This window comes from Streptosporangium sp. NPDC001559 (assembly GCF_042893955.1).
Taxonomy (GTDB): Bacteria; Actinomycetota; Actinomycetes; order Streptosporangiales; family Streptosporangiaceae; genus Streptosporangium.
On the sequence record NZ_JBIAVG010000019.1, the window covers coordinates 48,617 to 74,659 of the forward strand.

Below are 26,043 nucleotides of genomic sequence, written 5' to 3' on the forward strand. Positions count from 1 at the left end.
CATCGGTGGCGAAGGCTTGAGGAGCACCGGCTAGGGGCCGCCCCTGCCGAGGGTGAGCCTGGTCAGCTCGACACGCGAGTGGATGTCCAGCTTGCGGAAGATCTGACGCAGGTGGAAGGCGACGGTGTGCTCGCTGATGAACATCTGCTCGGCGGCCTGGCGGTTGGTCAGCCCCTCGGAGACGAGGCCGCAGACGGCCAGCTCGGTGCCGGTCAGGCTGTCCCAGCCGGAGACGGGGTGGTCGGTGGTGACCCAGTGGCGGCGGCGTTCTCCGAGGGCGCGCAGCCTGCCGCGCACCCGGGCCGCGTCGCGCAGCGCCCCCACCTCGTCGTAGCGGGACAGCGCGTCGTCGAGGGCCCGCACCGCCAGGTCGCGGCAGCCGCCGTCGGAGCCGAGCAGCACCCCGAGGTCCTCGGCGGCCGAGGCGCGGGCCCACGGGTCGGTGTGCTCGTCCACGGCGCGGCCGAGCGCCTGCCGGTCGCGTTCACGCAGGCCTCGGGCGTGGACCGCGGAGATCGCGGGGTTGGGCAGGCCGGGGTTGCGGCGGGCGACGTTCTCGGCGGCGCCGACCACGGCGTCGGCCCTGCGTGTGTCGTCGACGGCCATGGCCACCCGCACCAGCCAGGCGGCGGCGGCCGGTTCGCTGGTCAGTGCCCCGGTGTGCCGGGGCAGCGCGTCGTAGACCCGGCCGAGGGAGCTCATCCCGCCCGCGGCCCCGTCCAGGGCCTCGCTGATGCGGCCCGCCGCCAGTTCCGAGCGCAGCCGCGTGTACGGCGGCGCGTCCCGCGCTCCTCGCGCCAGCTCGCTCTCCAGGCATCTGATCGCCCTGGGCAGGTCTCCCGCCCGCAGTGACGCGGTGCCGAGCACGGACAGGGCGGAGGAGGTCAGGGACGGCACGCGCAGGGCCTCGGCGGCGGTCAGGCCGGTCTCCGCCCGTGCGATCGCGCTGCCGAACCGCCCGGCGGCCAGGTCGAGGCGGGCGCGCAGCAGCGGGATCTCCACGGCCCACTCGGGGTGGCGGGCCGCCTGCGCCTCCGCGTCGGCCGTGACGGCCTCGGCCTCATCGAGCAGACACAGGTCGATGAGCATCGTGGCCAGTACGGCCCTGGGCCCGGGGTGGTGGCCGGTGCCCGGCCGCTCCACGGCCTCGCGGGCCAGGTCCAGGCCGTGGGAGAGCCTGCCCTCGTCCCAGGCCAGCAGGGCGGGCAGCATCAGCGTCTCGGCGTTCGCGCCGCCGTTCACCCGGTGCCGCCCGGCGACCGGTACGGCCCGTTCGATCTGGCCGTGCAGCGCCCGCCGTATGGGGGCGGGGACCGTCTCGACGACCGAGCGCCACAGCAGTTCGTGCCGGAAGGTCAGTTCCTCCGGGGTGGCGACGAGCACGCCCGCGGCCAGGGCCTCCTCAAGGGCGGGCAACAGGGCGGCGGGAGTCTCGCCGAGCATCTCGGCGGCGTAGGCGGGGGAGAAGGACCGGCCGAGTACGGCCGCCGCCTCCAGCAGGTGCCTGGTCCTGGTGCTGACCTCCTCAAGGCGCCGCCGTACCGCGGTGTGCACGCGGCGGGGCAGCGTGGGGCCGGTCAGCCTGGCGAGACCGCCCTCGACCTTGACCGCGTCCTCCTCGCGCAGCCCGGTGAGCAGTTCGACGAGCAGGAACGGGTTTCCCCCCGCCTGCGCCGCCAGGGCCGTCAGCTCCTCGTCCGGCGGCGCCCCGAGCGTGTCGGCGATCACCTGGGCCACCGCCCGCCCGCGCAGGGGGCGCAGCGTGACCGTCGCGGCCCCCTCGCGCCGCAGCAGGCCGAACAGGCGGGCGTCGTCGGTGCCCTCCACGGGACGGCGGGCCAGCAGCCAGGTCAGGGGGCGGCCGGTCAGCTGGGCGGGCAGCGCGCGCAGCGCCATGAGTGTGGCGGGGTCGGCCCAGTGCAGGTCGTCGAGGGTCACCAGCAGCGGCCCCCGCTCCGCGCGCCGTTCGAGCGCGCCCCGCACCTGACCGGCCAGCCACATCAGCAGGCTCGGCCCGTCGGGCATGGCGTTCCTGGTGACGGCGGCGGAGGAGGGGGACTCGTCGAGGGCGGACAGCAGCGGCCCCAGCGGGGTCAGCCTGCCCAGCATGTCGGCCCTTCCTGAGGCGACGGCCGTCCCCAGGCCGGAGGCGGCGGCGCCCGCCTCGGCGAGCAGGAGGCTCTTGCCCGTTCCCGGCTCGCCTTCGACGAGGATCACGTTGCCCGGGGCTCCCGCGGTCTCCAGCAGCCGCAGGACCGTCGCCCACTCAGGGGCCCGGCCGCGCATCGTCCTGTCCGAGATCCGAGATCATATAGGCGATTTTCTACCCAATGTCCACTTCCATCATGCCCCTGGGTGGCGAAACGGCTCGTCAAGAGAGGTTCAGGGTTGGGAGTGGACGGGTGTGATCGCCCGGTTACCGCATATCGCCTCCGGTGCGTGAACGCGCGTAGTAGCCTGCCTTCGAGACCCGGGTAAACGTCATCCACCTCGCATGTTCCGGTATTACCTATTGATCCTGTAGGAAAAGGGGGTAAACTGGTGGTCCCCCGCACGAAGGAGCCGCCATGAGCCCGGAACCTGGGACGGAGAGCCCCCTGCGCGCGGCGACCGAGGCCGCGAGATGGATCCGCTCCGCGGCGGTCGACGACGAGCGGGGACGGCACTGGAAGGCGAACCCCGACCCACGGGGCAAGGCCGCCCTGACCGGCCATCCGCTCTCGCTCTACTCGGGTGCGGCGGGTATCGTCCTGTTCTTCCTCGAACTGGCCGCGGCGACCGGCGACGAGGGCTACCTCGACGACGCCAGGGCGGGCGCCCGCTACCTCGCGGCCACCTGGCGCGAGCAGGCAGACCTGTCCCTGCACCACGGCCTGGCGGGGGTGATGTTCACCCTGGCGGAGGCGGGATGGGCCGTCGGGGAGGAGGCCTTCGAGGCCGAGGCGGTCGCGGTCGCCGACCACGTCGTGCGCAGCGCCCGTTCGATCGACGGGGGCCTCGGCTGGACGGGCGACCCGGCCCAGCGCGGCGACGGCGGCGTCATCCTGGCCCTGCTGCACGCCTCCGGCATCCTGGGCGTCCCCGCCTACCAGGAGGTCGCCGTCGAGGCGGGCAGCCGCATCGCCGAGCTCGCCGTACCCGGCCATCGCTTCGGTCACGGCGCGTGCGGCGACCTGCCGCTGGACGCCGTCACGCCCGGCTTCCTGTCCGGCACCGCGGGCACCGCCTTCCTGCTGGCCCGTCTCTACGGCCTGACCGGGCAGACCCGCTTCCTCAGCGCGGCGCGCAGGGGGGCCGACTTCGTCCGCGCGGTGAGTGCCGTGAGCGAGCGGTGCGCTCTGGTCCCGCACCACATCCCGCAGGGCCGCGACCTGCACTACCTCGGCTTCTGCTCGGGTTCGGCGGGCGTGGCGCGGATGTTCTACGAGCTGTACCGGGTCGCGGGCGACGCCGGGGACCTCGACTGGGTCGAGCGGCTGGCCAGGGGCATCGTCCGCAGCGGCGTCCCCGGCCGCCAGACCGAGGGCTACTGGAACGTGGCCTGCCAGTGCTGCGGCACCGCGGGCCTGGTCGAGCTGTTCGTCGGCCTCTGGGCGGCGACAGGCCGCCCCGCCCACCTGGAGTTCGCCTGCGAGCTCGGTGACAACCTCATCGGCAGGGCCGCCGGGCACGACGAGCGCGGATCGCGCTGGTACCAGGCCTACCGCAGGTTACGCCCCTGGGAGGTCACCGCGGACACCGGTTACATGATCGGGGCGGCGGGCATCGGGGCGGCGCTGCTCCACCTGGACGCGACCGCGCGCCCCGAGGAGGTGCGCAGGCTCCTGCTGCCGCCGGACAACCCCTTCCCCGCCATCCCGTTCCCGGCGGCGACGCTCCGCAGACCCTGACCGTCTCACCGACCTGTGCCTCGTGACCGTCAAGGGACGGCCAAAACTCGTGACCATGATTGGTGATTCCCCGTGAGCGCTGCCGAAGCCCTGCCTAGCGTCGATGACGTGCTGACATTCGACGACCTCCTTCCCGACCTCGCCCGCTCGACCGTGGCCGTCGAACCGCCCCGGGCGGCACCGGGCCACTGGGCGGGCGCCCCCAGCGCGGTCGCCGCCGACGGGCTGATCTACCTGGCCTACCGGCTGCGCAGACCGGTCGGCGAGGGACGCGGCTACGCGGTCGTCGTCGCCAGGTCCCACGACGGAGAACGTTTCGAGACCCTGGTCACGATCACCCAGCAGGAGATGGACACCGAGTCGCTGGAACGTCCCACACTGGTGCGCACCCCGCAGGGCCGCTGGCGGCTCTACCTCAGCTGCGCCACCCACGGCACCAAGCACTGGCGGGTCGAGGTGCTCGAAGCGGACGACCCCGCCGGGTTCGACCCCGCGGTACGCCAGGTCGTGCTGCCCGGCGACCCCAAGACCGGCGTCAAGGATCCCGTCATCGTACGGCGCGGCGGCCTGTGGCACCTGTGGGCCTCCTGCCACCCGCTGACCGACCCCGACGAGGCCGACCGCATGGTGAGCGACTACGCGACCAGCGTGGACGGGATCGAGTGGACCTGGCAGGGCACGGCGCTCAGCGGAAGGCCGGGGATGTGGGACGCCCGCGGCGCCCGGATCTCGGCCGTCCGTTTCGTGGGCGAACGGGTCGTGGCCCTGTACGACGGCCGGGCCTCGGCGCTGGAGAACTACGAGGAGCGCACGGGGGTGGCGACCGGCACCGACCCGGCGGAGCTGACCCCCCAGGGCACCGGCCCGGCCGCGTTCTCCCCGCACGCCGGCGGTGGCCTGCGCTATGTGAACGTCGTGGACCTGCCGGACGGCGGGCGGCGGCTCTACTACGAGTACACCCGTGCGGACGGTGCCCACGAACTGCGCACCGAACTACGCTGAGCGGCGGGTTCCCGGGGCTCTCCCGGGAACCCGGCACTCACACCTGCGGGCGCCCGTTCCTGGCCTGGCGCTGGCCGTCGGGACGGGTGCCGACCAGGCCGCCGGAGCGCTCACGGGGCAGCAGCCAGTCGCTGAAGTCCTCCCCGGTCACCCGTTGCAGCAGCGCCACATCCTCGGCGAAGTGGCCGATCAGCCGCTCGCGCTGCTCCCAGGTCAGCGGACGCCGGGCGCGGGCGCGCTGCTGCAGGCGCCGTTCGAGGGGGTCGGTGAGGGCGCCGCTGATCCGGGGCGGCAGGAACCGGCCGACCGCGGTCCCGGTGCGGAGCACCCTCGACAGAGCCCGGTGGGTGCGGGTCGGCTCGGGGTGCGCGGTCACGTTCTCCCTGGGCACCTCGGTGATGAGCCCGGGTTCGACCCCCAGGAAACGGCAGATCCGGTCGAGGGTGGCGACGGGCCTGTCGACCAGGTCCCGGTACCGGAAGATCAGTACCTGCTCGCGGGGGAACAGCGTGAACAGGTGCTCGAGCTGCTCGCCGTACCGGCCGAGCGCGAGGTAGTGCCAGAACGGCGCCCAGCCCGCCGCGATCCTGCGCTCCTCCTCGGCGCAGGCCTCGACCACGTCGCCGACCGGCTCAAGCCCGGCCGACCACAGGTGCGTCCAGTTGGAGTGCGCCCGCTCGACCGGGTCGCGCAGCGCCGCGATCAGCCGGACGCCGGGGATGGTCTTCCTGATGCGCCGCTGGGCGGCCCGGTCGTAGAGGTAGAACGGGGTCGACTCCCCTCTGGGCACCCCGGTCGGCGCCTGTGCGAACAGCGCCTCGTAGTCCTCACGCCGCCAGAGGTGCTCACGGTAGGTCTGGGCGTCGCCCGGCCCGCCCCTGGTGGGCGGCGGGCCGTCGCTGAGGAAGAACTTCGGTTCCTTCACGGAGGAGAGGAAGAGCCCGGGATGACGGGACAGCGCGGCGTGCAGGGCCGTCGTCCCGGACTTGGGGGCGCCGATCGTGAGGAAGTCTGGCAGCGGCATCATATTACCCCTAATTCCTACTTATTTTATGGTAAATATAGTCCTTCCTGGGGCGAAGACAAGCGCCCGGGTGGTCCGGGGGAGGCCTGGTTGGCTAGCCTGACCGCCATGACGACCCCCTCGCAGCCCTGGACGGTCGGCGTGCTCATCGCCGACGACGACCCGCTGGTGCGCGCGGGCCTGTCGATGATGCTGCGCGGAGCCTCCGACATCCGGGTGGTCGCCGAGGCCGGTGACGGCACCGAGGTGCTGCCCCTGGTCGCCCGGCACGCTCCCGACGTCGTCCTGATGGACATCAGGATGCCCGTCATGGACGGTCTGAGCGCGACCGAGGCACTGCGGGCCAGGGCGGGGGCGCCCGAGGTCGTCGTCCTGACCACCTTCGACGCCGACGAGCACGTGCTGCGCGCGCTGCGTGCCGGAGCCGCGGGCTTCCTGCTGAAGGACACCCCGCCGGAGGAGATCGTGGCCGCGGTGCGCCAGGTGGCCAGAGGCCTGCCCGTGCTGTCCCCGGCGGTGACCAGGCGTCTCATCGCCCGGGTCGCCGACACCGGCCGCGACCGGCACCGTGCCCGGGCCCTGGAACGCCTCACGACGCTGAACGACCGCGAGCGCGAGGTCGCCCTCGCTCTCGCCGGAGGCAGGTCGAACGCCGAGATCGGGGCGCTGCTGCACCTCAGCGTCCCCACGGTCAAGACCCACGTCTCCGGCGTCCTGGCCAAGCTCGGCCTCAACAACCGGGTCCAGATCGCGTTGCTCGTGCACGACGCGGGACTGCTCGACGACCGGGAGTGAGAGGCGGCCGCCGTACGCCCGGCCGTCATGACGGTGAAACGGCCGGGCGGCTAGCATGACCGCATGGAACCCCGGCACATGCGGCTCGTGCTCGGCGGGGGCTCCCTGGTCAGCCAGGTCGGCCGTGATCTGCGCGCGGCGACCGAGGCCCAGCTGACGCCCTTCGACGTCACCACCCAGCAGGCCGCTGTCCTGCTGCACGCCGCGCGGCACGAGAGCAGCCCGAACCAGCTCGCCGCGCAGCTCGGCACCGACACCGCGGGCATGACCAGGCTGCTCGACCGCCTGGAGGCCAAGGGCCTCATCCTGCGGAGCCCCCGTCTGGGTGATCGCAGGTCCGTCGTCATCGAGCTCACCGGGGAGGGACGGGAGCTGGTTCCCCGCCTGATGCCGGTCTTCCGGCACATCGCCCACAGGCTCCTGGAGGGCTTCTCCGACGATGAGGTCGAGCAGCTGCTGGCGCTGCTGCAGCGGATGCTCGGCAACCTCGGCGGCCCGGCCACGGCCAATCAGTGAATCTACTTTGTAAAGGGCACAGGCCCGTACAGGGAAGGAAGGGAAGCAGTGGCACACGAGGCCGTCTGGGCGGTCATCACCGCGATGTACGAGGCCTACCTGCGCGGTGACCGGCCGGGGATCGACCGGCTCCTGCATCCCGAGGCGACCATCTGGGACTCGGCGGAGCAGGTGCTGATCACCAGCAGGGAGCAACTGGACAAGGTCCGTGACGCCCGCCCGCAGGACGGTCCCGCCGAGACGGGGCTACACGTCCACGACGAGGTCGTCGACGTGTGGGGCGACACGGCGCTGGCCAGATACCTGCTGCGCGTGGACTTCGCGCGGGGCGCCCCGGAGGTCGTGCGGACCACCGCCGTGCTGCGGCGCTCCGGTGACGAGTGGCGCATCGTGCACCTGCACGAGAACGCGCTCTGACCTCGCCCGGGTCATCTGGGCCTGAGCCGGCGCAGCGTGTAGCCCTCACCCGAGGGATCGAGTGACCGGGTCGCCCGCTTGAAGAGATACTCGGCCCGTTCGTAGGACAGCCGCCCGCGTCCCGTCTCCGGGCACAGGTCCGCCGGAGCGGGCCGCCTGGACGGCCCGGGTCTGCGGTCGGCGAGGAACAGCGGGCCGTGGGCCCTGCCGGCCACCAGGCGGGGCAGCAGCCGCGCCGTCCCCGAGCGCCAGCCGATCCAGACGCCGCCCGAGAGCGCCCGGCGATCCTCCAGGTCCAGGTCCTCGACGTTCAGCGCCAGTACGGCCCGCACTCCGGCGGCCGACTCGTGCAGCAGCCGCCACAGGGTCAGCTCCCGCACGGGCAGGTCGTCGCGCCCCCAGAGCGCCGCCAGCCGCGCCGGGTCGATCATCTCGGCGGGCGGCCCGGTCTCGGCGCGCCGGTCGAGGAGGGCGGACAGGTCTCCCAGCGAGGCCCAGGCGCAGAAGGAGCGGACGGCGGAGCGGTGCCGGTTCCACGTCCTGGCGGCGGAGCCGCCCCAGGCCGTCTCGAACACCCGCGCCACGTGTTCCGGGGTCATCGAGGTGAGCGGGACGCGCTCGCCCAGGGCCAGGCACAGCCGCCGCAGCGTCTGCCCGTAGGAGCGCGAGGTTCCCGAGTCCAGGTCCTCACGCGCCAGGAAGCCCCGTACGGCCTGGCCGAGCGTGGGACCGTCCGTGCCGGGGAGCGCGAACCCCTCCGCCCGGCGGAGCAGGAAGTCCCGTTCGGCGGCGTTGCCGGTGAGACGGGCGGCCCGTTCGAACTCCAGCCGCGCCTCCTCGTACCGTCCCAGCCTGGCCAGCAGATCGCCCCTCACCCCGGGCAGGAGGTGGTAGTCGCGCAGCGCGGGATCCCCGGTGAGTGACTCGACCAGGTCGAGCCCGGCCTGCGGGCCGTGGGCCATCCCCACCGCCACGGCCTGGTTGAGCCGCACGACCGGGGTGGGCAGCAGCAGGGCCAGCGCCTCGTACAGACCCGCGATCCGCGCCCAGTCGGTCTCCTCGGCGCTCGCCGCCTGCGCGTGGCACACGGCGACCGCGGCCTGCAGCACGTACGGCCCCGGCGTGCCGCCCGCCTGCCTGGCCCGTAGCATCGCGGCGAAGCCACGGTGGATGAGCAACCGGTCCCAGCGCCCCCGGTTCTGCTCGTGCAGCTGGACGGGCTCACCGGAGGGGCCGGTACGCGCGGCCTCGCGGGAGGCCTGGATCTCCATCAGGGCGACCAGCCCGTGCACCTCCGCCTCGTACGGCGCCAGCTCGGCCAGCAGCCTGCCCAGGCGCAGCGCCTCAAGGCAGAGCGCGGGACGCGTCAGGTCGTCCCCCGAGGTCGCCGAGTATCCCTCGTTGAAGATCAGGTAGACGACCTCCAGCACCGAGGCCAGCCGCCCGGCCAGCTCGGGGCCCCGCGGCAGCTCGAACGGCACCCGCGCCTCGGCGAGGACGCGTTTGGCCTCGGCGACACGGCGGGCGATCGACCGCTCGTCGGTCAGGAAGGCCCGTGCGATCTCGGCGGTCGTCAGGCCGCCGATGAGCCGGAGGGTCAGCGCCACCCGCGCCTCGGTCGCCAGGATCGGATGGCAGGAGACGAACATCAGCCGCAGCACGTCGTCTCGCTCGGGGTCCGGCGGCTGGTTCGCCTCCCGGGTGAGGCGTTCGTCGCCGAGTTCGAGGCGCCGCGCGCGCCGGATGTGGTCGACGGCGCGGCGTTTGGCGACGGCCGTCAGCCAGGCGCCCGGGTTGTCGGGAACACCGGAGTCCGGCCATTGTTCGAGCGCGGAGACGAGCGCGTCCTGGGCCAGCTCCTCGGCGAGGCCGACGTCGTGCACCAGCCTGGTGAGACCGGCGACGATCTTCGCCGATTCGAGTTTCCAGACCGCGTCGACCGTGCGATGGACGTCCGTCACGGCATCGATGACAGCATCCGTCACCCCGGCTCGCAAACCGGCGAGCGCTGGAGGGCTACCGCAGGGCGTTCAGGAAGCGGGCCGCGACCGGGGCGGCCGTCGCTCCGCCGCCGCCGCCGTTCTGGACGAAGGCCGCGAAGGCCAGGGAGCCGCGGTAGCCGATGAACCAGGCGTGGGAGCGGCCTCCGGCGACCTCGGCGGTGCCGGTCTTGCCCGCGGTGCCGGGGGGCAGGCCCGCCGCCGCGGCGGTGCCCTGGGTGACGACGGCGCCCATCATGTCCCGCAGTTGCGCGGCCACCTCGTCTCCGATCGGCACCTCGGGCGGTGAGTCGGCAGGGGGCCGTTCGGTCATGACCGCCGGTTTCCACACGCCGGTCGCGGCGGCCGCGGCGACCTCGGCCATGCACAGCGGACTGGCCTGCACCGAGTTCTGCCCGATGGCGTCGGAGCCGAGCTCGTTCATGTCGGTGTGCGGCCTGATCCGGCAGGAGCTGAGGCCGGGCTTCTCCCTGAAGCCGAACCGGTCGGCGGCCTCGGCCCGCAGGCCGCCGTCCCGCAGCCGTTCGTAGGACTGCTGGACGAAGGTGGTGTTGCAGGACAGGGCGAAGGCCGTGGTGAGAGGGAGGACTCCGCGGTCGGCCGGTTCGGCGTTCGTGAAGCGCCTGGCGTTGGGGATGGTGTAGGCGGCGGGGCAGGGGACCGGGGACTGGGAGGTCAGCCCGGTGCGCAGCAGCGCGGCGGCGGTCACCACCTTGAACGTCGAACCGGGCGGGTAGAGGCCGTTGAAGGCGCCCTTGCCGCCCAGGGTGTCGGCCACCGCCCGCACCTGGCGGGTGCGCAGGTCGATCGCCACGAGGGCGGCGGGCGCCTGCAGGCCGTCCAGGGAGCGGGCCGCGGCGCTCTGCACATCGCGGGAGATCGTGGTGCGGGTGGCCTCATCCCGTTTGGAGGGGGAGGCCAGCAGTACCCGTCCCGAGGGGAGTTCCCGCAGCTTCAGCTCGGTCGTGGCGCCGTCCAGCCCGGTGAAGTAGTCACCCGCCCTGCTGCCCGCGGGGAACGGCAGGCCCTCGCGGGTGAGCGTGGCCGGTCGTCTGACCTTGGTCTCGGTGAGCCGCAGGCTCTTTCCCTCGCCGAGTGAGGGGTGCATCGTCTGCGGGGTCCAGCGGACGCGCCAGAGGCCCGCGTGCCGTACCAGGTGCAGCGCGGAGGAGAACGGCCACGGTCCGAGGCCGGTGATCTGCCGTACCCCCCGGAAGGGCACCTCGGCTTCGAGCGCGCTGCGCCGCCGCGGCGTCTCCGGGGTCAGGGACGGCGGCGCGGCGATCCGCAGCTCGGCGTCGAAGCGTCGGTGTCGCTCGGCGAAGTCGGCGGGGGGAGCCGAGACGAGGCCGGCCATCGCGGCCAGGTCCCCGGCCTGCCAGGCGGCGAGGTACCTCACCGCGACCTCCTGCGGGTCCCCGGCCTGAGCAGTGGCCTGAGCAGTGGCCGGGGTGGTGGCCGGGGTGGCGGCCTGAACGGCGGCCGGGGGCGCGACGGGCGGGGACGACGACGGCGCGGGGGTCTCGGCCGGCTCGAAGACGAAGGTCCCGTTGGCCCTCGGAGTCGGCGTGGGCGACGGGGAGCCGCCGCCCGTGACGATCAGCGCCCCGTACACGCCGAACCCGGCGATCGCGAGCGCCAGGGCGATCAGGGCGAGGACCAACCGGCCGCGCATGTCCTCCTCCGGAGGTCTCGACGGGGGCACGCGAACGTCCGGAAATGGCCTCGTCCACCGTCCGTACGGCTGCGCGCCCCTGATTGTGCACCATATAGTGTGAAATTCATAATCCTGGAACGTGCTGAATATCGCCGTGGACGAAACAGCTGGGATACGCGGCCAAATTCCCTTACATCAAGCTTTCTCCGGGAAATTCAGACATCTGCTAGTAAGAGATGGCGTTTCCCCAGTTCATGGAAAGGCGCGCGGGAAATCGGGAACCTGACAAGCGGAGTTCCCGCGCCTAGCCCCGATGGTGTGACCGTCCGTGACAGGGCCGGAACGCCCTCGGGCTTCGAGCCGGCCAGTCGGGGCGTGGGTCGGGGGCGCCACGAATCTACTTTGTAAAGGGGAGTAGCCTGAGGGAATGGCCCAGCCGTACCTGACCCCGGAGGGCGTCACCGAGCACGAGATCGAGATCAAGCGGTCACGGTTCATCTGCGCCCTCGCCCCCGTCCGCTCCGAGGAGGAGGCGCGCGCCTTCGTCGCGGCCCGTAAGGGGCTCTACGCCGACGCGACCCACAACTGCTCGGCCTACGCGGTCGGGGGAGAGCTGGGCGCCCGCAGGGCCGACGACGACGGCGAGCCCGGCGGCACCGCGGGCACCCCGATGCTGGAGACCCTGCTGCGCCGGGGGATGGGCGACGTGGTCGCGGTGGTCACCCGTTACTTCGGCGGGGTGAAACTGGGGGCGGGCGGCCTGGTCAGGGCGTACGGCTCCGCGGTCGGCAAGACCCTGGACCTGGCGCCGCTGGCCGAGATGGTCCCGGCGAGGGTGATGACGGTGACCGTCGACCACGTCCGCGCCGGGCGCCTGGAGAACGACCTGCGCGCCTCGCCGTACGAGGTCAGGCAGGTCGGTTACGGCGCGGAGGTCTCCTTCCAGGTCGCGGTGCGTGAGCGTGACCTGGCGGCCTTCCCCGACTGGGTCGCCACCCTGACCTCGGGCGGCGCCGAGGTCGAGCGGGGTGAGGCGATCCACCTGCGGGCCTGACTCCGGCCCGGGTGGTCAGCCCTCCAGGGCGTACTGCATCACCCGGAACTTGGCCTGGGCCTCGGCCAGTTCGGCGGCGGGGACGGAGTCGCCCATGATGCCGCAGCCGGCGAACAGGCGGGCGCGGGAGCCGTCGACGCGCGCGCACCGCAGCGCGATGCCCCACTCTCCGTCGCCCTGGGCGTCGATCCAGCCGACCGGGCCCGCGTAGCCGCCCCGGTCCATGCCCTCAAGCTCGCGGATGACCTCCAGGGCCGTGCGTGTCGGCGTGCCGCCGACGGCGGCCGTCGGGTGCATGGCGGCGACCACGTCCAGCACCGAGGCGCCCGCCGACAGGCGGCCGGTCACCGGGCTCGCCAGATGCTGGACGTTCGGCAGCACCAGCAGCTCGGGTTCGGCGGGCACGTTCAGCTCCGAGCACAGCGGGGCCAGGGCGGCCCGGACGGAGTCGACGGCACAGGTGTGTTCGTGACGGTCCTTACCCGAGGCGCGCAGCGCGGCGCCGCGCCGTCTGTCGTCGGCCTCGTCGGCACCCCGCGGGGTCGTGCCCGCGAGCACCAGTGACTCGACGGTCTCGCCGGTGCGCCTGACCAGGAGTTCGGGGGTCGCGCCGACCAGGCCGTCGCAGGAGAAGGCGTAGCAGTCCGGGTAGCGGCCGGTCAGGCGGGCCAGCAGCACGCGCACGTCGATCGCCCGTTCCGCGACGGCGGTCAGGTCGCGGGCGAGCACGGCTTTCTCCAGACGGCCGGACCTGATCCGCGCCACGGCCCTGGCCACGGCGTGCTCCCACTCGGGGGCGGTCAGGCTGCCGTCGCCGTACCGGATCCTGCCGGGGTCGCGCGGTGTCGTGACCAGGTCGAGCGGCTCCCCGCCGACGGTGGTCAGCCAGGCGCGGCCCGCGCGGCGGGCCAGGACGATCCTGGGAACGACGAGGACGGAGCCGGGGGAGTCCTCGTCGAAGGTGAAGGAGCCGAAGGCGACCGGTCCCGAGCCGGGGGCGCCGACGCCGTCGTCCACATGGGCCTCGCCGAGGGTCGCCGCCAGCCAGTCGCGGGCCCAGCCGAACCGTCCGGGACCGGGAGGGATCTCGGCCCGCGCGGCCTCTCCCCAGGCGACCAGGCCTTCGCCGCGCCTGATCCAGGCGTACGGCGCGGCCTCGGGGAGCCGGGAGAGCAGATCGACGGGATCGTCGACGGGGGTGGTTCTCACCACGAGGGGGCGGGTCAGTCCGAGCGCGACACTCACCCGGAACACTCTATTCCGCGCTCCGGCCGCGCCCGGAGCCCGGTCCCTCGCCCGGCCGGGGCGCCACGCTCCGTCAAGAAATCCGAAAGCGGCCGGTCGGCGGCGGGCGGCCCGGTGTCCTGCGGTGATACATCCGAAGCACTGGTGATCTCTCAGGCGGAGGTGTCATGCCCGGCAGGACTGTGATCGTGCTCACGGCGGCGGTGGCGTTCACGGCCCCGTGGGCCGCCTGCCCGGCTGAGGCCTCGGCCTCCGAGTCTTCGGCCTCGGACGCGCGGAGGCCGTGGCATCCCACGGTGATGGCGGCGCTCGGCGACTCGATCAGTGCTGGCTTCAACGCCTGCGGCTGGTACGTCTCCTGCCCTTCCCGGTCCTGGTCGACCGGCGACGACGTGGGTGTCCAGAGCCACTACATGCGTCTGCTCGACCTGAACGCGGGGCCCGCGCCCGGGAGTGAGGTGAACCTCGCGGTGCCGGGGACGACCAGCGCGGGCCTGGCCGCCCAGGTCGACCGGGCGGTCGCGCGGCGGGCCGACTATGTGACGGTGCTGGTCGGCGCGCAGGACGCCTGTACCGCGCAGGAACGGCTGATGACCCCGGTCTCCGTCTACGAGCGGCGGGTGGCCGGGGCGCTGGCCGCCTTCAAGCGGTCCAGGCCCGGCGGCAGGGTGTTCCTGGCGAGTGTGCCCGATCTGAAGCGGTTGTGGCGGGTCGGCAGGGACAACCTGGTGGCGCGTGGTTTCTGGGCGATCGGCAGGATCTGCCCCACGATGCTGGCCAAGGCGTCCTCCGACGCCCCGGCCGACCGGGCTCGCCGAGACCGGGTGCGTGCCCGGGTGGCCGCCTACAACGCCGCCCTGGCCAGGGTCTGCGCGGCGTACGGCCCGGCCTGCAGGTTCGACGGCAACGCCCTGTTCGACTGCCCGTTCACCCTGGACCAGGTCAGCAAGTGGGACTTCTTCCACCCGAACGCGGTGGGGCAGCGGCTGATCGCGCAGCGGACCTACCCGGTGGTCCGTGACTGGTTCGAGCAGCCGGAGCTTCAGCCCTGACCGGCCGAAGGGAAAAATCTACATTGTAAAGGAGCCTGGTCGAGAAGGTTTAACATGAAGACAATGTCAACCCCTCCGCCGAGGACGTGGAGGCCTGGCCGGGGATTCACCTGCGAGGCAGCAGTACGGCGGCCGCGCACATCACGCCGGCGGCGGCGAAAAGTGACGTGCGGGTGCTGGTCCAGGTCGCCGTGAGGCCGCCGAGGAGGATGAACAGGGGCTGGGTGACCGTCGTGGCGAACGACCACAGGGTGGCCACGCGGGCCATCAGGTGGTCGGGGGTCTGCGACTGCCGGTATCCGGCCATGGTGCTGTTCGCCGTACCGGCGAACAGCAGGACCATGCCGAACCCGAAGCCGCACATCAGCAGTCCGGGTGTGCCGGGGAGCGCCGCCGGGATGAGGAGGTACCAGGGGCCGCGCAGCATGCCGGCCCACCACAGGGCGCGTACGGCTCCCAGCCGGGTCACGAGTTTCGGTGCGAGTCTGGCGCCGAGGAACCCGCCCAGTGACGGCACTCCCATCAGCAGTCCGTACTGCCAGGCGTCGAAGCGCAGGTCGCGAAGGTAGAACACGGCGCTCACCGAGGCCGCCATCGAGCTGGCGCCCGCGAAGGTCACCCAGCTGATCAGGATCGGCCGGAGTGTCGGGTGTCCCCAGGCGAAGCGCCATCCGGCGAACAGGTCCGCACGTCGTGACGAGCGTTCGTCGCGCGTGGGCGGGGCCGGTTCCGGGGCGCGCAGGGTCTTGACCGCTGCCGCGCTGACCAGGAAGGACAGGGCGTCGACGGCCAGGGAGCCGGCCGCGGTGAGGAGGCCGATGAGGGCGCCGCCCAGTGAGGGGCCCGCTGAGACGCCGAGCCAGCGCGTCGACTCCAGGCGGCTGTTGGCCTCGATCAGCTGTCGTGCCGAGACCAGTGCTTTGAGGTGGGCCTGGGCGGCGGCGGTGAACGCGATCTGGCACGCGGCGTTGATCACGGCGATCACGCCCAGTTGCGCGAAGGTGAGAAGGCCCGTGACCGCCGTGATCGGGACGCTCGCCAGGCAGGCGAATCTGATGACGTCGGCTGTGATCATTATTGGGCGTTTGTGTCTGAACTCGATGTGGTCGCCGAGGGGGAACGCCAGCAGTGCGGTGGTGATCGCGGTCAGTGCCGACAGCAGCGCGACCTGGAAGGTGGAGGCTCCGACGACGGTTACGGCGACGACGGGCAGTGCCACCATGCCGACGGCCGATCCGAGCTGGCTGACGGCCAGGCCTGTCCAGAGCCACTGGAAGTCGGCGTGGCCTCGGAGGCTTGTCTGGGGGGAAGTCACTCTGCCGCATTATGTCGTGGCGATCCGCTTCAGGTGGCCGGCCGGCCGCCGGTGGTTTCGGGGACGCCGGGCCGGTGGCCGGCGGGGCGGCGTCGTCGCGTCAGGACGCAGGAGAGGGCGCCGAGTGCGATCACGGCGATGGGCAGTGCCAGGGTCGGCCGCATCGCGTGGACGAATCCGTGCTCGAACACCGACTCCGCCGTCCGGTGAATGTGTTCTGCGAGGTCCGCCGGTGTTCCCGGGGGCGGCCTCAGTGCCGCGCCGGTCTGTCCGGCGCCGACTTCCAGGCCGTTTTCTGCGGCGTTGTCGAAGCCGGCCAGGAACCGGTCGCGGACGTCGGCGGGAAGGTCGGCCGCCCGTTTGGCGGCCTCGGTGTGGAGTGAGGCGGCGAGGCGGTTCTGCAGTACGGCGCCGACCGCGGCGCTGCCGCAGATCGTGCCGATCTGCCGGATCGTGTTCAGCACCCCGGAGGCGGCTCCGGCCAGTCCGGGTTCCACGTTGCGCAGCGCGATCGTGACCATCGGGCCGAACACGCAGCCGATGCCGGCCCCGGCCACGATCAGGGCCGGTTGGAACTCCCACCCTGTACGGCCGACGTCGATGATCCAGGCGAGCCAGGTCATGCCGGCCGCGAACAGGGTCAGGCCGCCCGTCAGGATGTACGCGCCGCCGATCCGGTCCGACATCCGGCCCGCGACCGGTGACAGGATCGCCGATACCACCATCGCCGGTGCCATCACCAGGCCGGCCGTGAAGGCGCTGAGGTTCAGCACCGACTGCAGGTAGATCATCACCGGCAGGAACAGGCCGATCATGCCGACCTGGACGGTCGCGGACACGAAGCTCATGACGGCGTAGCCGCGGTCGCGGAAGAGCGCGAAGGGCAGCAGTGGTTCGTCGCCCTGTCGGCTGCGCTGGTGGATCAGGAACGCCGTCAGTGACAGCGCGGCGCCGCCCAGCAACGCCTGGATTCCGGTGCCCCAGTCGTATCGTTCACCTTCGGTGAGGGCGAAGGTCAGGCAGAGCAGTGTCGCCGTGGCGAGTATGACGCCTGGCATGTCCAGTCTGCGGTGGGCGCCGTGCCGGACGTCGGGTACGAGGGTGAGGGCCATCGCGAGGACGACGGCGCCGATCGGGACGTTCACGAAGAAGATCCAGCGCCAGTCGGTCGTGCTGACGAGGAATCCGCCGAGTGTGGGGCCTGCGATGGTGGCCACGCCGGCGACCGCGCCCCAGACGCCGAGCGCCGCGCCGCGGCGCTCGGCGGGGAACGTGCCGATGATGATGGTCATCGTCTGCGGCACCAGCGCCGCGGCGCCCAGCCCTTGTACGGCGCGGGCGGTGATGAGCTGGGCCGGGTCCTGGGCGAGTCCGCAGAGTACGGACGCCACGGTGAACAGGGCGACGCCTCCGACGAACATGGCGCGTGGCCCGCGTACGTCGCCCAGGCGCCCGGAGGTGATCAGTAGCGCGGCGAGGACGAGGACGTAGACGTTGATCACCCACAGCATCTCGTCGAGTGACGCGTGCAGTTTGCCGATCATGCTGGGGATGGCGACGTTGACGACGGTGATGTCCAGCAGCGTCATGAAGAATCCGAGGCTGAGGGTCAGCAGTACCGCCCATGGGTTGCCGCGCCATCTGCTCATCCGTGTCTCCCGGGCTGTCAGCTCTTGGCGGGGGCCTGCAGGCTCCACAGCCGCCCGTCGGGGTCGCGGACGGTCATCTCCCGGGTCCCGTAGTGGGTGTCCTCGAACGGGGTGACCACCTCGACGGCCGGGTCGGTGTGGAGGAGGTTCTCGTCGGTCACCTTCAGGGCGAGCTGTACTCCGGGTTCGCGGTTCTCGGGGATTTCGACGGCGACGAGATAGGGGCCTTCGCCGTTGCGGAAAACGCCGGAGCCGTCGCCGGTGGAGATCTCCAGTTCGAAACCCAGTGTCTGGAGGAACCTCGCGGTCCTTCCCCAGTTGTGGGTCTCCAGGAACACCGCCTCAAGTCCTTGGGTCGTCATGTGTCATGACTCCTTCTGTGGTGATTGCCGTTGTTGCCCGTGGGTGTCGTCGAGGTAGGCGCGCAAGGCGTCGGCGACCAGTGCGGACAGGGACATGCCCTGCTCGATCGCGTGGTGCTTGACCTGTCTGATCAGCCCTGTCGGGAGGTACACGTTGAACTGCTTGACTTCCGTGTCACCCATGACGCCGATGCTAGCATCCTAGCAAGCTAGTCCGCACGCCCGATTGTGCCGACCGCGACCGTCGAGGCGGTCGCGAGGACCTGTTCACAGAACGGGGGCGTCATACGTCCATGGGGTCACCGGGCTTGGCCCGGCGGTTCCCCGGGGCTCGCGGAAAGCGCTCGCCGGGCCATGGAAAGGACCGCCGCGGGGATGGTGTTCGCCCACGTCGCGGGCCGCGGGGAACACAGGTGGCGGGGGTGGAAAGAAGCGGTAAATCGCCGCCATGTAAATGGATAACGATCTTCATGATTGGGCAGGAAACCGGCACACGCCTTGCGTCCCGGGGAGGTACGGCATGGCCTGGTCGCAAGACGAGGAGCGAATGCTGCTGCAGATCGAGCGTCACCTCACCGACGAGGACCCACGCTTGGCAGCTCGGTTGGAGTCGTTCAACGAGCGTGTCCAGCGTAAGGAGGGCCGCCGCAGGCGCCGTGTGCGCGGGGAGGGCGGCCCGGCCAGGGGTCCGCGCGGGACGACGGTCGTCATCGTGGTCAGCTGGATGCTGATCGCGATCCTGATCGCCATGCTGCTCGTCCTGGTGTTGCGTCACGAGGCCGCGGCGGCGCTCCCCCTCTGAGGACCCGGCGGGCTCGGACGGGGACCGGGGCCCCTCAGCCCAGCGCGCGCAGGAAGGTCGCCGCCACCGGGGCCGCGACCGCTCCGCCCCCGGTGCCCTCCTCGACGATCACCGCGAAGGCCAGGTCGCCGCGGAAGCCCATGAACCAGGCGTGGGTCTTGAGGTCGTCCTGCGGGCCGTACTCGGCGGTTCCGGTCTTGCCGCGGGTGCCCGCGGGCAGGCCGGCGTCCTTGGCCGTTCCCTTGGTGACGACCGCGGACATCATCTTGTGCATGTCCTGCAGGACTCCGGAGGGCAGTTCCTGGGGTTCGGCCTTCTGCTCGAGCGCGGGGACCAGGGTGGGCGGCCGCCAGGTGCCGTCGGCCAGGGCCGCGGCGGCGGAGGCCATCACCAGGGGGCTGGCGGTGATGCGGCCCTGGCCGAAGGACTCGGCGGCGAGTTCTGCGTCGCTCTGCGCCCTGGGGAAGCTTCCCTTGGTCGCGGGGACGCCGATGGTGAGCGGTTTGTTGAAGCCGAACAGCTCCGCGGCCCGCAGCAGTTTGTCGGCGCCGAGCCGCTCCTTGGCCAGGGGGGCGAAGGTGGTGTTGCAGGAGTAGGCGAAGGCGTCGGAGAGGGTGACCGCCCCGTAGCCCGCGTGGTGGGAGTTGCGGATGGGCAGGCCGCCGACGTTGACGTCCTTGGGGCAGGTGACGTCCTCGCCGGGGGTCATCCCCGAGGCGAGCAGGCCGACGGCGGTGACGGCCTTGAAGGTGGAGCCGGGCGGGTAGTTGCCGTCGAGGGCGCGGTTGAAGCCGCCCTGGTTGTTGACCACGGCGAGGATCTCGCCGGAGGAGGGTTTGATCGCCACCAGTGACGCGGTCTGCTTGAGGTCGCGTACGGAGTCGGCCGCGGCGCGCTGGACCCGCAGGTCGAGGCTGGTCTTCACTTCCTTGCCGTCGTGTCCCTCGATCGTGTCGAGGGTCTTGACGGTCTTGCCGGGCCCGACGATCTGAATCTCGGTGGCGGGGGTGCCCGCCAGGCTCCGCTGGAAGGTCTGCTGCAGCCCGCCCCTGCCGATCGGGTCACCCGCCTGGTATGGCGCGCCGAGGGTTTTGACGTCCTTGGCGGTCGCCTTGTCGAGGTAGCCGACGAGTTGCTGGACCGAGCCGCCGGCGTCGCCGGTGTCGATGCGTTCGCCGCCCGCGGCGGTGATCCGGGCGCGCTGCGGCCATTTCGTCTTCAGGGCGAAGGCGGAGCCGTCGGCCAGGCGGGGGTGGAAGGCGGCGGGGGACCACTTGACCCGCCAGTTGCGGTCGACGACCGCCAGGGGGAGGGTGCCGGTGTAGTCCCACTGGCCGATGTCGCGCAGGCGCAGGGTGGCGGTGTAGGCGGCCTCCCCGGTGCCGTCGCCGGTCTCGCGGACGGAGTCGAGGCGGATGGAGACCGACTCGGCCGCGAGGTTCCTGCGCATGTCCTCGTAGGTCTTGGCGAGCGAGGGGGCGGGGGTGCCCGTCTCGGCGCGCATGGCGGCGAGGTCGCCCGTCTGCCAGGCCGTCACGAAGCGCTGCGCGGTTTCCTGGGGGGTGCCTCTGGTGTGCAGGAACCACCAGGCCCCGGCCCCCGCCGCCCCCGCGGTGAGCACGACGGCTGCCGACGTGATCGCGATCGTCCTGCCTTTCGGCACTTGACTACCCCCCAGTTTTCCGTGCCTGAAGGTCGCAGCCTAGCGCGAACGCCCCGAATTGTGACGACAAATAGTCAATTGTCCTTACTGCGGCTGGGGGCGTATCCCGATGCGCGTTCCTGGCCGGACAGGACGTGGATCGCGTCCATGATCTCATCGGTCACCCGGCGGCGGTCACGGGCGTCGGTGTGCGAACCGGTGAAGGTCAGGGGCGCCCCGATCCGGATGCCGACCCTGCCGAACCGGGGCACGCCGGTGCCGATCGGCAGGACCTTGTCCGTGCCCTTCATCGCCACCGGGATGACCGGGGCGCCGGTGGCCAGGGCGAGCCAGGCGACTCCGATCTTGCCGCGGTAGAGGCGGCCGTCGGGGGAGCGGGTGCCCTCGGGGTAGATGCCGAAGAGCTCCCCGTCCTTGAGCACCTTGGCGGCGGCGTCCAGCATGTCCTGCGCGGCGGTCGGGCTCTGCCGGTCGATGGGGAGCTGCCCGGTGGCCCGCATCCAGGCGGCGGTGACGGGGTTGCCGGTGAAGTACTCGGCCTTGGCGACGAAACGCACCTGGCGGGGCAGTACCAGCGGCAGGAAGGTGGAGTCCACCACGGACAGGTGGTTGGAGGCCAGAATCGCCGGGCCCGTGTCCGGTACGTGTTCGGCCCCGGTGACCGTGGTCGGCCACATCAGGTGCAGGAAAGGAGCGCTGACGATCTTGGTCAGGCGATAGAGCACGGGCTCTCCTCATCAGATGGGATCACCACACTAGGCGGTGTCCCGGTGGCCCGCCGGTGTGTGTACCCGAACAGGCGACGTCTTCATGTTTGTAGTCTCCCTCCAAAGCCGGGGGCCCCGTACGAGAGGAAACCGCAAAACGAACGCCCCGTGGGAGCGGACTCCCACGGGGCGGAACGTTGAGCCGATGTGGCGGTCGCCTCCTCGGCGAGAGGCACAACACGGCTCCAGCCGAACGGTATTCCGTGAAGGCGGTAATTTGCGGCCCGGGGGACACAAACCACATCGGCACGATCACTCTAACGGACGCCGGACGGTGGTTATTCCGTAACGGGCCCGGCGTGTCAGGTCGGCCTCGGTGCGGGCCCGTGTGCGGGCCGTGCGCGGAGCGCGGGTGTGAGGCCGGGTTGACAGCGGACGACCGGCTCCAACACCCTTTCACTAATCGAATAGTGAAAGGGTGTTTTCGTTGATCGAGTTCGTCCTGGACCGGGGTTCGGGCGTGGCGACGTACCTGCAGCTCGTTCACCAGGTGAAGCAGGCGCTCCGGCTCGGCGTGCTCCGCCCCGGAGACCAGTTGCCGACCGCCCGCGAGGTGGTCGAGAGCCTGGCCATCAATCCCAACACCGTGCTCAAGGCCTACCGGGAGCTGGAGCGCGACGGCCTGGTCGAGGGACGGCCGGGGATGGGGACGTTCGTCCGGCAGGGCGTCGCGGGTGCGACGCTCGCCGAGCACACCCGGCTGCGGCGCGCCCTGGAGGCGTGGGTGGCCGAGGCCCGCGCGGCGGGACTCGACCAGGAGGATCTCCGGGCGTTGTTCGCCGTGGTCCTGACCGACGCCGCGAAGGAGGGCGTGGCATGAGTCCCGTTCTGGAGGCGACCGGGCTGGGCGTCCGCTATCGCCGTACGTGGGCGTTGCGCGACTGCTCGCTGTCGTTGCCCGCGGGGCGGGTGGCGGCTCTCGTCGGACCCAACGGGGCGGGCAAGACCACGCTCATGCACGCGGCCGTCGGGTTGCTGCGGCCCAGGCTGGGAGGCGTCCGCGTGGCCGGCACGGCGGCGTTCGTGGCGCAGGACAAACCGCTGTACGACGGCTTCACCGTCGCCGACATGCTCACCTTCGGCCGCCGGACGAACGCCCACTGGGACCAGGCCGCCGCCACCGCCCGGCTCGCCGGGCTGGGCATACCGCTGGAACGGAAGGTGAGCGGGCTGTCAGGCGGGCAGCGGGCGCAGGTGGCGGTCACGATGGCCCTGGCCGGCCGGCCGGACCTGCTCATCCTGGACGAACCCCTGGCCAACCTCGACCCGCTGGCCCGCCACGACGTGATGCGCTCGATCATGGCGGAAGTGGCCGACCGGGAGCTGACCGTGCTGCTGTCCTCGCACGTCGTCTCCGACCTGGAGGAGACGTGCGACTGGCTGATCGTGCTGAACGGGGGACGGCTGCAGGTCAGCGGTGACATCGAGGAACTGCTCCAGGAACACCTCGTGCTCACCGGGCCGCGGGAGGCCACGACGGCGGGGGTAAGGGTGGTGAGCGAGAGCCGTACCGGCAGGCAGGCCGGCATGCTGGTCAGGGGGCCGCTCCCGCCCGACCCGCGCTGGCGGGCACGCCACCCCGGGCTGGAGGAGCTCGTCATGGGCTACCTGCGCAGCCCCGAGTCGGCGGCCCTGCCGCGGCCGGCGGGGGTGGGCGCGTGATCTGGGTGACCTGGCGCCAGCACCGGGCGCAGATCCTCGTGACGGCGGGCTTCCTGGCGCTGCTGGGACTCCTGCTGCTGGGCTCGGCCGTCGAGGCGGGCCGGTACGCGGCCGAGCACGCCCCGGTGGGCTGCCCGGGGTCCGAGGTGGCGTGCGGAGAGCTGACGGTGGCGCTCGGACGGCGCTACGACGCGGTCTACACGATCTTCGGGTGGATGCCGCTGGTGGCCCCCGCGCTGATCGGGGCGTTCTGGGGTGCGCCGCTGCTCGGCCGCGAGTACGAGCGCGGCACCCACCGGCTGGCCTGGACCCAGTCGGTGCCGGTACGGCGGTGGCTGCTGGTCAAACTGTCGGTCCTGGGCGCGACGGTCACGGCCGGGGGGCTGCTGCTGTCGCTCATGGTGAGCCTGTGGCGGCCGGTGTTCAGGAAGGGGGTCGACTCCACCTTCGGCAACATCGGCGTGTTCAACATGGTCGGGGTACAGCCCGGGGTGTGGTGGCTGTACGCGTTCATGCTCGGCGTCGCGGCCGGCGCCCTGTTCCGGCGGACGCTGCCCGCGATGGCGCTGGTCGTGGCGGGGGTGACGGTGACGATGTTCACGCTGTTCCAGCTGAGCGACCACTACGCGGAACCCGCGCGCGCCGAGCTGTCCGGCGACGTGCTGCTCGCCGACCCTGACGCCCGGCTGGTGGACGCCGCCTGGGTGGAGCCGTCGGGCAGGGAGGTCACCGAGCCGTCGGTCGGCGGCTGCCCGCACCGGGCGGACATAGGACGGAGCGGCAGGAACGCCAGAACGTGGGAGGCGTGCCTGTTCGGCAAGGGGTACCGGTACGCGGTGTACTACCACCCGCCGTCCAGGTTCTGGCGCTTCCAGTGGACCGAGGCGGGCATCCTGACGCTCGCGTCGGTGGCTCTCGGCGGGCTGGCCGTACGCCGCACTCTGCGCAAGCCCGGCTGACGGACCGGCCGCCCGCGGGTCACAGCGGTTTGGCGGGGGGAAGGGTGATCCTGTCGACCGCCTCACGGCGGCGCCGTTCGGGGCGCCGGTCGTAACGGGCCGTGGTGGCGGGGGAGGAGTGGCCCACGAGGGCCTGGGCGGTGGCCAGGTCGACGCCCGCGTCGAGCAGCTCCCCGATGAAGGTGCGCCGGAAGTCGTGCGGGGTGCGGGCGGAGGCCCCGGCCTGGGCCAGCCGTCTGGCCAGGATGTCGGCGATGGCCTGCCCCGTCATGGGGGCGGGCCCGGTCCCGGTGGTCCTGAGCGAGCCGTACCGGCCGATGGGGCAGAACAGCGCCCCGGCGGGACGCCCCCGTACGGCCAGCCACCGCTCCAGCCTGCCGACGGCCTCGGACGTCAGGTAGACCAGCCGTTCCTTGTCGCGCTTGCCGCGCACCCGCAGGGAACGGGCCCCGGGGTCGTAGTCGTCCAGGGCCATCGCGGCGATCTCGGCGCGCCTGCAGCCGGTGGAGTACAGCACGGCGAGCAGGGCGGCATCGCGCGTCCCGGCGGGGGAGGGGTCGTCGTCGCAGGCGGCCAGGGCTGCGCCGACGACCTCGGGGGGAACGTGCCTGCCCGCGGGAAGACGGGTGTGCTCGACGGTGGGCAGGTCGGCGGCACGCTGGTACTCCTCGGCGGTCATCTGGCCCAGACGCCAGGCCTCGCGCAGCACCCTGCGCAGCGCGACGAGGTGTTTGTTGACGTAGGCGGCCGACCAGCCGCGTTCGGTCATCAGGGTGCGCAGCCGCACGGTGTGCTCGTAACGCAGCAGGTGCCAGGGCTGGCCCTCGCCGCTGACGGCCTGCCCGCCGGAGACGAGACCGGCCAGGCGGTCCAGGCAGCCGCGCATGGCGCGGCGGGACTCGGAGCTGGTCAGGGAGTCGAGGTAGGCCCGGTAGGGATCGCGGGCGGGTTCGACGACGGGCCCGGAGGGCTCGGGCAGCACGGGCACGCTCACCCGGAGACCCTATCGAACTCCGAAAATCTACATTGTAAAGCCGCTGGATCGGATGCCTCACCCCACCCCCACGAAAAATCATCACCGAGGAAGGAGGCCGCCGCCTTCCGGAGGGGAGAAAACCCGGTGCGCTAGGCGGTTCCGGCAGGCAGAGTGAATGGAGTGATGTCCAGTTTTGTCCCTGGTCTGCAGTTTTCACGTGACTTCTACACGCAGGAGGTACGGCCCGTCATCGCCGACGTCGCGCACAGCGCGGCGTTGATCGGACCGGGCTCGGAGGTGCTGGCGTTCGACACCGAGCGTTCGGCCGCCCGTGGCTGGGGGCCGCGGGTGGTGGTGTTCGTTTCTGAGGGGTCGGTGGGTGGGGTCACCGCGTCGCTGGCCGAGGCGTTGCCCCGGGCGTTCGGTGGTTATCCGGTCGTGGTGGGGGGTGAGGGCGGGGTCCGGGTGGTGGAGCCCTCGGTGTGGTTGTCGGGCAGGTTGGGGTTCGATCCGCTGGCCGGGGTCGGGGTGCTGGATTGGTTGTCGGTTCCCTGGCAGCGGCTGGCGGAGGTCACCCGGGGTGAGGTTTTCCACGATGGCCTGGGGGTTCTGGAGCGGGTTCGTTCGGTGTTGCGCTGGTATCCGGCTGATCTGGAGCGTTATGTGCTGGCGTGTCAGTGGCGGCGGGTGGCGCGGCTGGAGTCTTTTCCCCGGAGGTGCGGGGAGACGGGCGACGATCTGGGGTCGGCGGTGTTCACGGCGTCACTGGTGGGTGAGCTGATGCGGTTGGTGTTGCTGATGCGGCGCCGGTATCCGCCGTATGCGAAGTGGGTGGGGGGTGCGTTCGCGCGGCTTTCCGGTACGGCGGAGCTGGGTGAGGTGTTGTCGGCGGCGGTGGGGGCGGGGGATTGGCGGGTTCGGGAGCGGTGTTTGGGGGAGGCGGTCGAGCGGGTGTCGGTGTTGCACGGGCGGCTGGGGTTGGGGTCTGCGGTGCGGGGTGGTGGTGCGTTGGGGTTCGCTGAGGCGTTGGCCGGTGGGGTGGTCGATCCGGTGGTGAGGGGGTTTCCGTTGACGGGGTCGGTGGATCAGCTGGGTGGTTGCGCGGAGTTGCTTGAGGATCCGGGGTGGTGCCGGGTGGCGGTGGGGGCCGTATTGGGGTTGTGAGGGTGTGGGGGGTGGCGGTTATGGTGGGGGGATGTTCGCCCGGATTTCTTAGCTGAGGACTCGCTTCCACGT

24 protein-coding genes are annotated in these 26,043 nt (G+C 71.9%); 12 read left to right on the forward strand and 12 right to left on the reverse strand.

Annotation, left to right across the window (positions count from 1 at the left end):
- Positions 1 to 30: 30 nt before the first annotated feature.
- Positions 31 to 2,286, reverse strand: a complete 2,256-nt coding sequence (locus ACFYY8_RS34445) for an AAA family ATPase (protein ID WP_390048316.1) — start codon at positions 2,284 to 2,286, stop codon at positions 31 to 33.
- A 281-nt stretch (positions 2,287 to 2,567) separates the two neighbouring features.
- On the opposite strand from ACFYY8_RS34445, the gene ACFYY8_RS34450 reads away from it, so the two are divergent.
- Entirely contained in the window at positions 2,568 to 3,890 is a 1,323-nt protein-coding gene (locus ACFYY8_RS34450; protein ID WP_390048318.1) for a lanthionine synthetase LanC family protein, read from the forward strand.
- 108 nt (positions 3,891 to 3,998) lie between these two features.
- Positions 3,999 to 4,892: a hypothetical protein gene (locus ACFYY8_RS34455; RefSeq protein WP_390048320.1), complete on the forward strand. Its 894-nt coding sequence runs from the start codon at positions 3,999 to 4,001 to the stop codon at positions 4,890 to 4,892.
- Between the two features lie 37 nt (positions 4,893 to 4,929).
- Here the strand turns inward: ACFYY8_RS34455 and ACFYY8_RS34460 are convergent, their stop codons facing one another.
- A complete protein-coding gene (locus ACFYY8_RS34460; protein WP_390048322.1) occupies positions 4,930 to 5,919 on the reverse strand; it encodes a sulfotransferase family protein in 990 nt (329 codons plus the stop codon).
- Positions 5,920 to 6,024: 105 nt separating this feature from the next.
- Here ACFYY8_RS34460 and ACFYY8_RS34465 point away from each other — a divergent pair, with 105 nt between their 5' ends.
- From ACFYY8_RS34465 to ACFYY8_RS34475, 3 genes are all read left to right on the forward strand, one after another.
- Entirely contained in the window at positions 6,025 to 6,711 is a 687-nt protein-coding gene (locus ACFYY8_RS34465) for a response regulator (protein WP_390048324.1), read from the forward strand.
- Between the two features lie 63 nt (positions 6,712 to 6,774).
- On the forward strand, positions 6,775 to 7,227 hold the full coding sequence (locus ACFYY8_RS34470) for a MarR family winged helix-turn-helix transcriptional regulator (protein ID WP_390048326.1): 453 nt from the start codon (positions 6,775 to 6,777) through the stop codon (positions 7,225 to 7,227).
- A 48-nt stretch (positions 7,228 to 7,275) separates the two neighbouring features.
- Positions 7,276 to 7,644, forward strand: coding sequence for a DUF4440 domain-containing protein (locus tag ACFYY8_RS34475; protein ID WP_390048328.1), 369 nt, complete (start codon positions 7,276 to 7,278; stop codon positions 7,642 to 7,644).
- 11 nt (positions 7,645 to 7,655) lie between these two features.
- On the opposite strand, the gene ACFYY8_RS34480 is transcribed toward ACFYY8_RS34475, so the two are convergent.
- Complete coding sequence (locus ACFYY8_RS34480) at positions 7,656 to 9,605, reverse strand: DUF6596 domain-containing protein (RefSeq protein WP_390048330.1); 1,950 nt, start codon at positions 9,603 to 9,605, stop codon at positions 7,656 to 7,658.
- Positions 9,606 to 9,660: 55 nt separating this feature from the next.
- Positions 9,661 to 11,319 (reverse strand): penicillin-binding transpeptidase domain-containing protein, encoded by a 1,659-nt coding sequence (locus ACFYY8_RS34485; RefSeq protein WP_390048332.1) that lies wholly within the window; start codon positions 11,317 to 11,319, stop codon positions 9,661 to 9,663.
- A gap of 409 nt (positions 11,320 to 11,728) precedes the next feature.
- On the opposite strand from ACFYY8_RS34485, the gene ACFYY8_RS34490 reads away from it, so the two are divergent.
- Complete coding sequence (locus ACFYY8_RS34490) at positions 11,729 to 12,355, forward strand: YigZ family protein (RefSeq protein WP_352012526.1); 627 nt, start codon at positions 11,729 to 11,731, stop codon at positions 12,353 to 12,355.
- A gap of 15 nt (positions 12,356 to 12,370) precedes the next feature.
- On the opposite strand, the gene ACFYY8_RS34495 is transcribed toward ACFYY8_RS34490, so the two are convergent.
- Complete coding sequence (locus ACFYY8_RS34495; protein ID WP_390048335.1) at positions 12,371 to 13,600, reverse strand: isochorismate synthase MenF; 1,230 nt, start codon at positions 13,598 to 13,600, stop codon at positions 12,371 to 12,373.
- Between the two features lie 167 nt (positions 13,601 to 13,767).
- On the opposite strand from ACFYY8_RS34495, the gene ACFYY8_RS34500 reads away from it, so the two are divergent.
- The gene (locus ACFYY8_RS34500; protein ID WP_390048337.1) at positions 13,768 to 14,652 is read left to right on the forward strand and encodes a GDSL-type esterase/lipase family protein; all 885 of its coding nucleotides are present in this window, start codon (positions 13,768 to 13,770) and stop codon (positions 14,650 to 14,652) included.
- 106 nt (positions 14,653 to 14,758) lie between these two features.
- Here ACFYY8_RS34500 and ACFYY8_RS34505 read toward each other — a convergent pair whose 3' ends face one another.
- From ACFYY8_RS34505 to ACFYY8_RS34520, 4 genes are read right to left on the reverse strand one after another with little or no spacing between them, the layout of a single operon-like run.
- Positions 14,759 to 15,967, reverse strand: a complete 1,209-nt coding sequence (locus ACFYY8_RS34505) for an MFS transporter (RefSeq protein ID WP_390048339.1) — start codon at positions 15,965 to 15,967, stop codon at positions 14,759 to 14,761.
- Between the two features lie 29 nt (positions 15,968 to 15,996).
- Positions 15,997 to 17,616 carry a DHA2 family efflux MFS transporter permease subunit gene (locus ACFYY8_RS34510; protein ID WP_390048341.1) on the reverse strand — a complete coding sequence of 540 codons (1,620 nt, stop codon included), beginning with the start codon at positions 17,614 to 17,616 and terminating at the stop codon, positions 15,997 to 15,999.
- A 17-nt stretch (positions 17,617 to 17,633) separates the two neighbouring features.
- On the reverse strand, positions 17,634 to 17,978 hold the full coding sequence (locus ACFYY8_RS34515) for a VOC family protein (RefSeq protein WP_390048343.1): 345 nt from the start codon (positions 17,976 to 17,978) through the stop codon (positions 17,634 to 17,636).
- Positions 17,979 to 17,981: 3 nt separating this feature from the next.
- On the reverse strand, positions 17,982 to 18,161 hold the full coding sequence (locus ACFYY8_RS34520; protein ID WP_390048346.1) for a CopG family transcriptional regulator: 180 nt from the start codon (positions 18,159 to 18,161) through the stop codon (positions 17,982 to 17,984).
- Between the two features lie 337 nt (positions 18,162 to 18,498).
- Between ACFYY8_RS34520 and ACFYY8_RS34525 the strand changes: the two genes are divergently transcribed.
- Positions 18,499 to 18,780, forward strand: coding sequence for a DUF3040 domain-containing protein (locus ACFYY8_RS34525; protein ID WP_390048349.1), 282 nt, complete (start codon positions 18,499 to 18,501; stop codon positions 18,778 to 18,780).
- Between the two features lie 34 nt (positions 18,781 to 18,814).
- Here ACFYY8_RS34525 and ACFYY8_RS34530 read toward each other — a convergent pair whose 3' ends face one another.
- Together ACFYY8_RS34530 and ACFYY8_RS34535 are read right to left on the reverse strand one after the other, a co-directional pair.
- Positions 18,815 to 20,443 carry a penicillin-binding transpeptidase domain-containing protein gene (locus ACFYY8_RS34530; RefSeq protein WP_390048352.1) on the reverse strand — a complete coding sequence of 543 codons (1,629 nt, stop codon included), beginning with the start codon at positions 20,441 to 20,443 and terminating at the stop codon, positions 18,815 to 18,817.
- A 74-nt stretch (positions 20,444 to 20,517) separates the two neighbouring features.
- Positions 20,518 to 21,168 (reverse strand): lysophospholipid acyltransferase family protein, encoded by a 651-nt coding sequence (locus ACFYY8_RS34535; RefSeq protein ID WP_390048354.1) that lies wholly within the window; start codon positions 21,166 to 21,168, stop codon positions 20,518 to 20,520.
- Positions 21,169 to 21,628: 460 nt separating this feature from the next.
- On the opposite strand from ACFYY8_RS34535, the gene ACFYY8_RS34540 reads away from it, so the two are divergent.
- From ACFYY8_RS34540 to ACFYY8_RS34550, 3 genes are read left to right on the forward strand one after another with little or no spacing between them, the layout of a single operon-like run.
- Positions 21,629 to 22,030 carry a GntR family transcriptional regulator gene (locus ACFYY8_RS34540; RefSeq protein ID WP_390048356.1) on the forward strand — a complete coding sequence of 134 codons (402 nt, stop codon included), beginning with the start codon at positions 21,629 to 21,631 and terminating at the stop codon, positions 22,028 to 22,030.
- On the forward strand, positions 22,027 to 22,872 hold the full coding sequence (locus tag ACFYY8_RS34545) for an ABC transporter ATP-binding protein (protein ID WP_390048358.1): 846 nt from the start codon (positions 22,027 to 22,029) through the stop codon (positions 22,870 to 22,872). The genes ACFYY8_RS34540 and ACFYY8_RS34545 overlap by 4 nt, the downstream gene beginning before the upstream one ends.
- A complete protein-coding gene (locus tag ACFYY8_RS34550) occupies positions 22,869 to 23,831 on the forward strand; it encodes an ABC transporter permease (RefSeq protein WP_390048360.1) in 963 nt (320 codons plus the stop codon). The genes ACFYY8_RS34545 and ACFYY8_RS34550 overlap by 4 nt, the downstream gene beginning before the upstream one ends.
- A gap of 19 nt (positions 23,832 to 23,850) precedes the next feature.
- Here ACFYY8_RS34550 and ACFYY8_RS34555 read toward each other — a convergent pair whose 3' ends face one another.
- Entirely contained in the window at positions 23,851 to 24,825 is a 975-nt protein-coding gene (locus ACFYY8_RS34555; RefSeq protein ID WP_390048363.1) for a tyrosine-type recombinase/integrase, read from the reverse strand.
- A gap of 165 nt (positions 24,826 to 24,990) precedes the next feature.
- Here ACFYY8_RS34555 and ACFYY8_RS34560 point away from each other — a divergent pair, with 165 nt between their 5' ends.
- Complete coding sequence (locus tag ACFYY8_RS34560) at positions 24,991 to 25,971, forward strand: DUF4037 domain-containing protein (protein ID WP_390048365.1); 981 nt, start codon at positions 24,991 to 24,993, stop codon at positions 25,969 to 25,971.
- Positions 25,972 to 26,043: the final 72 nt, after the last annotated feature.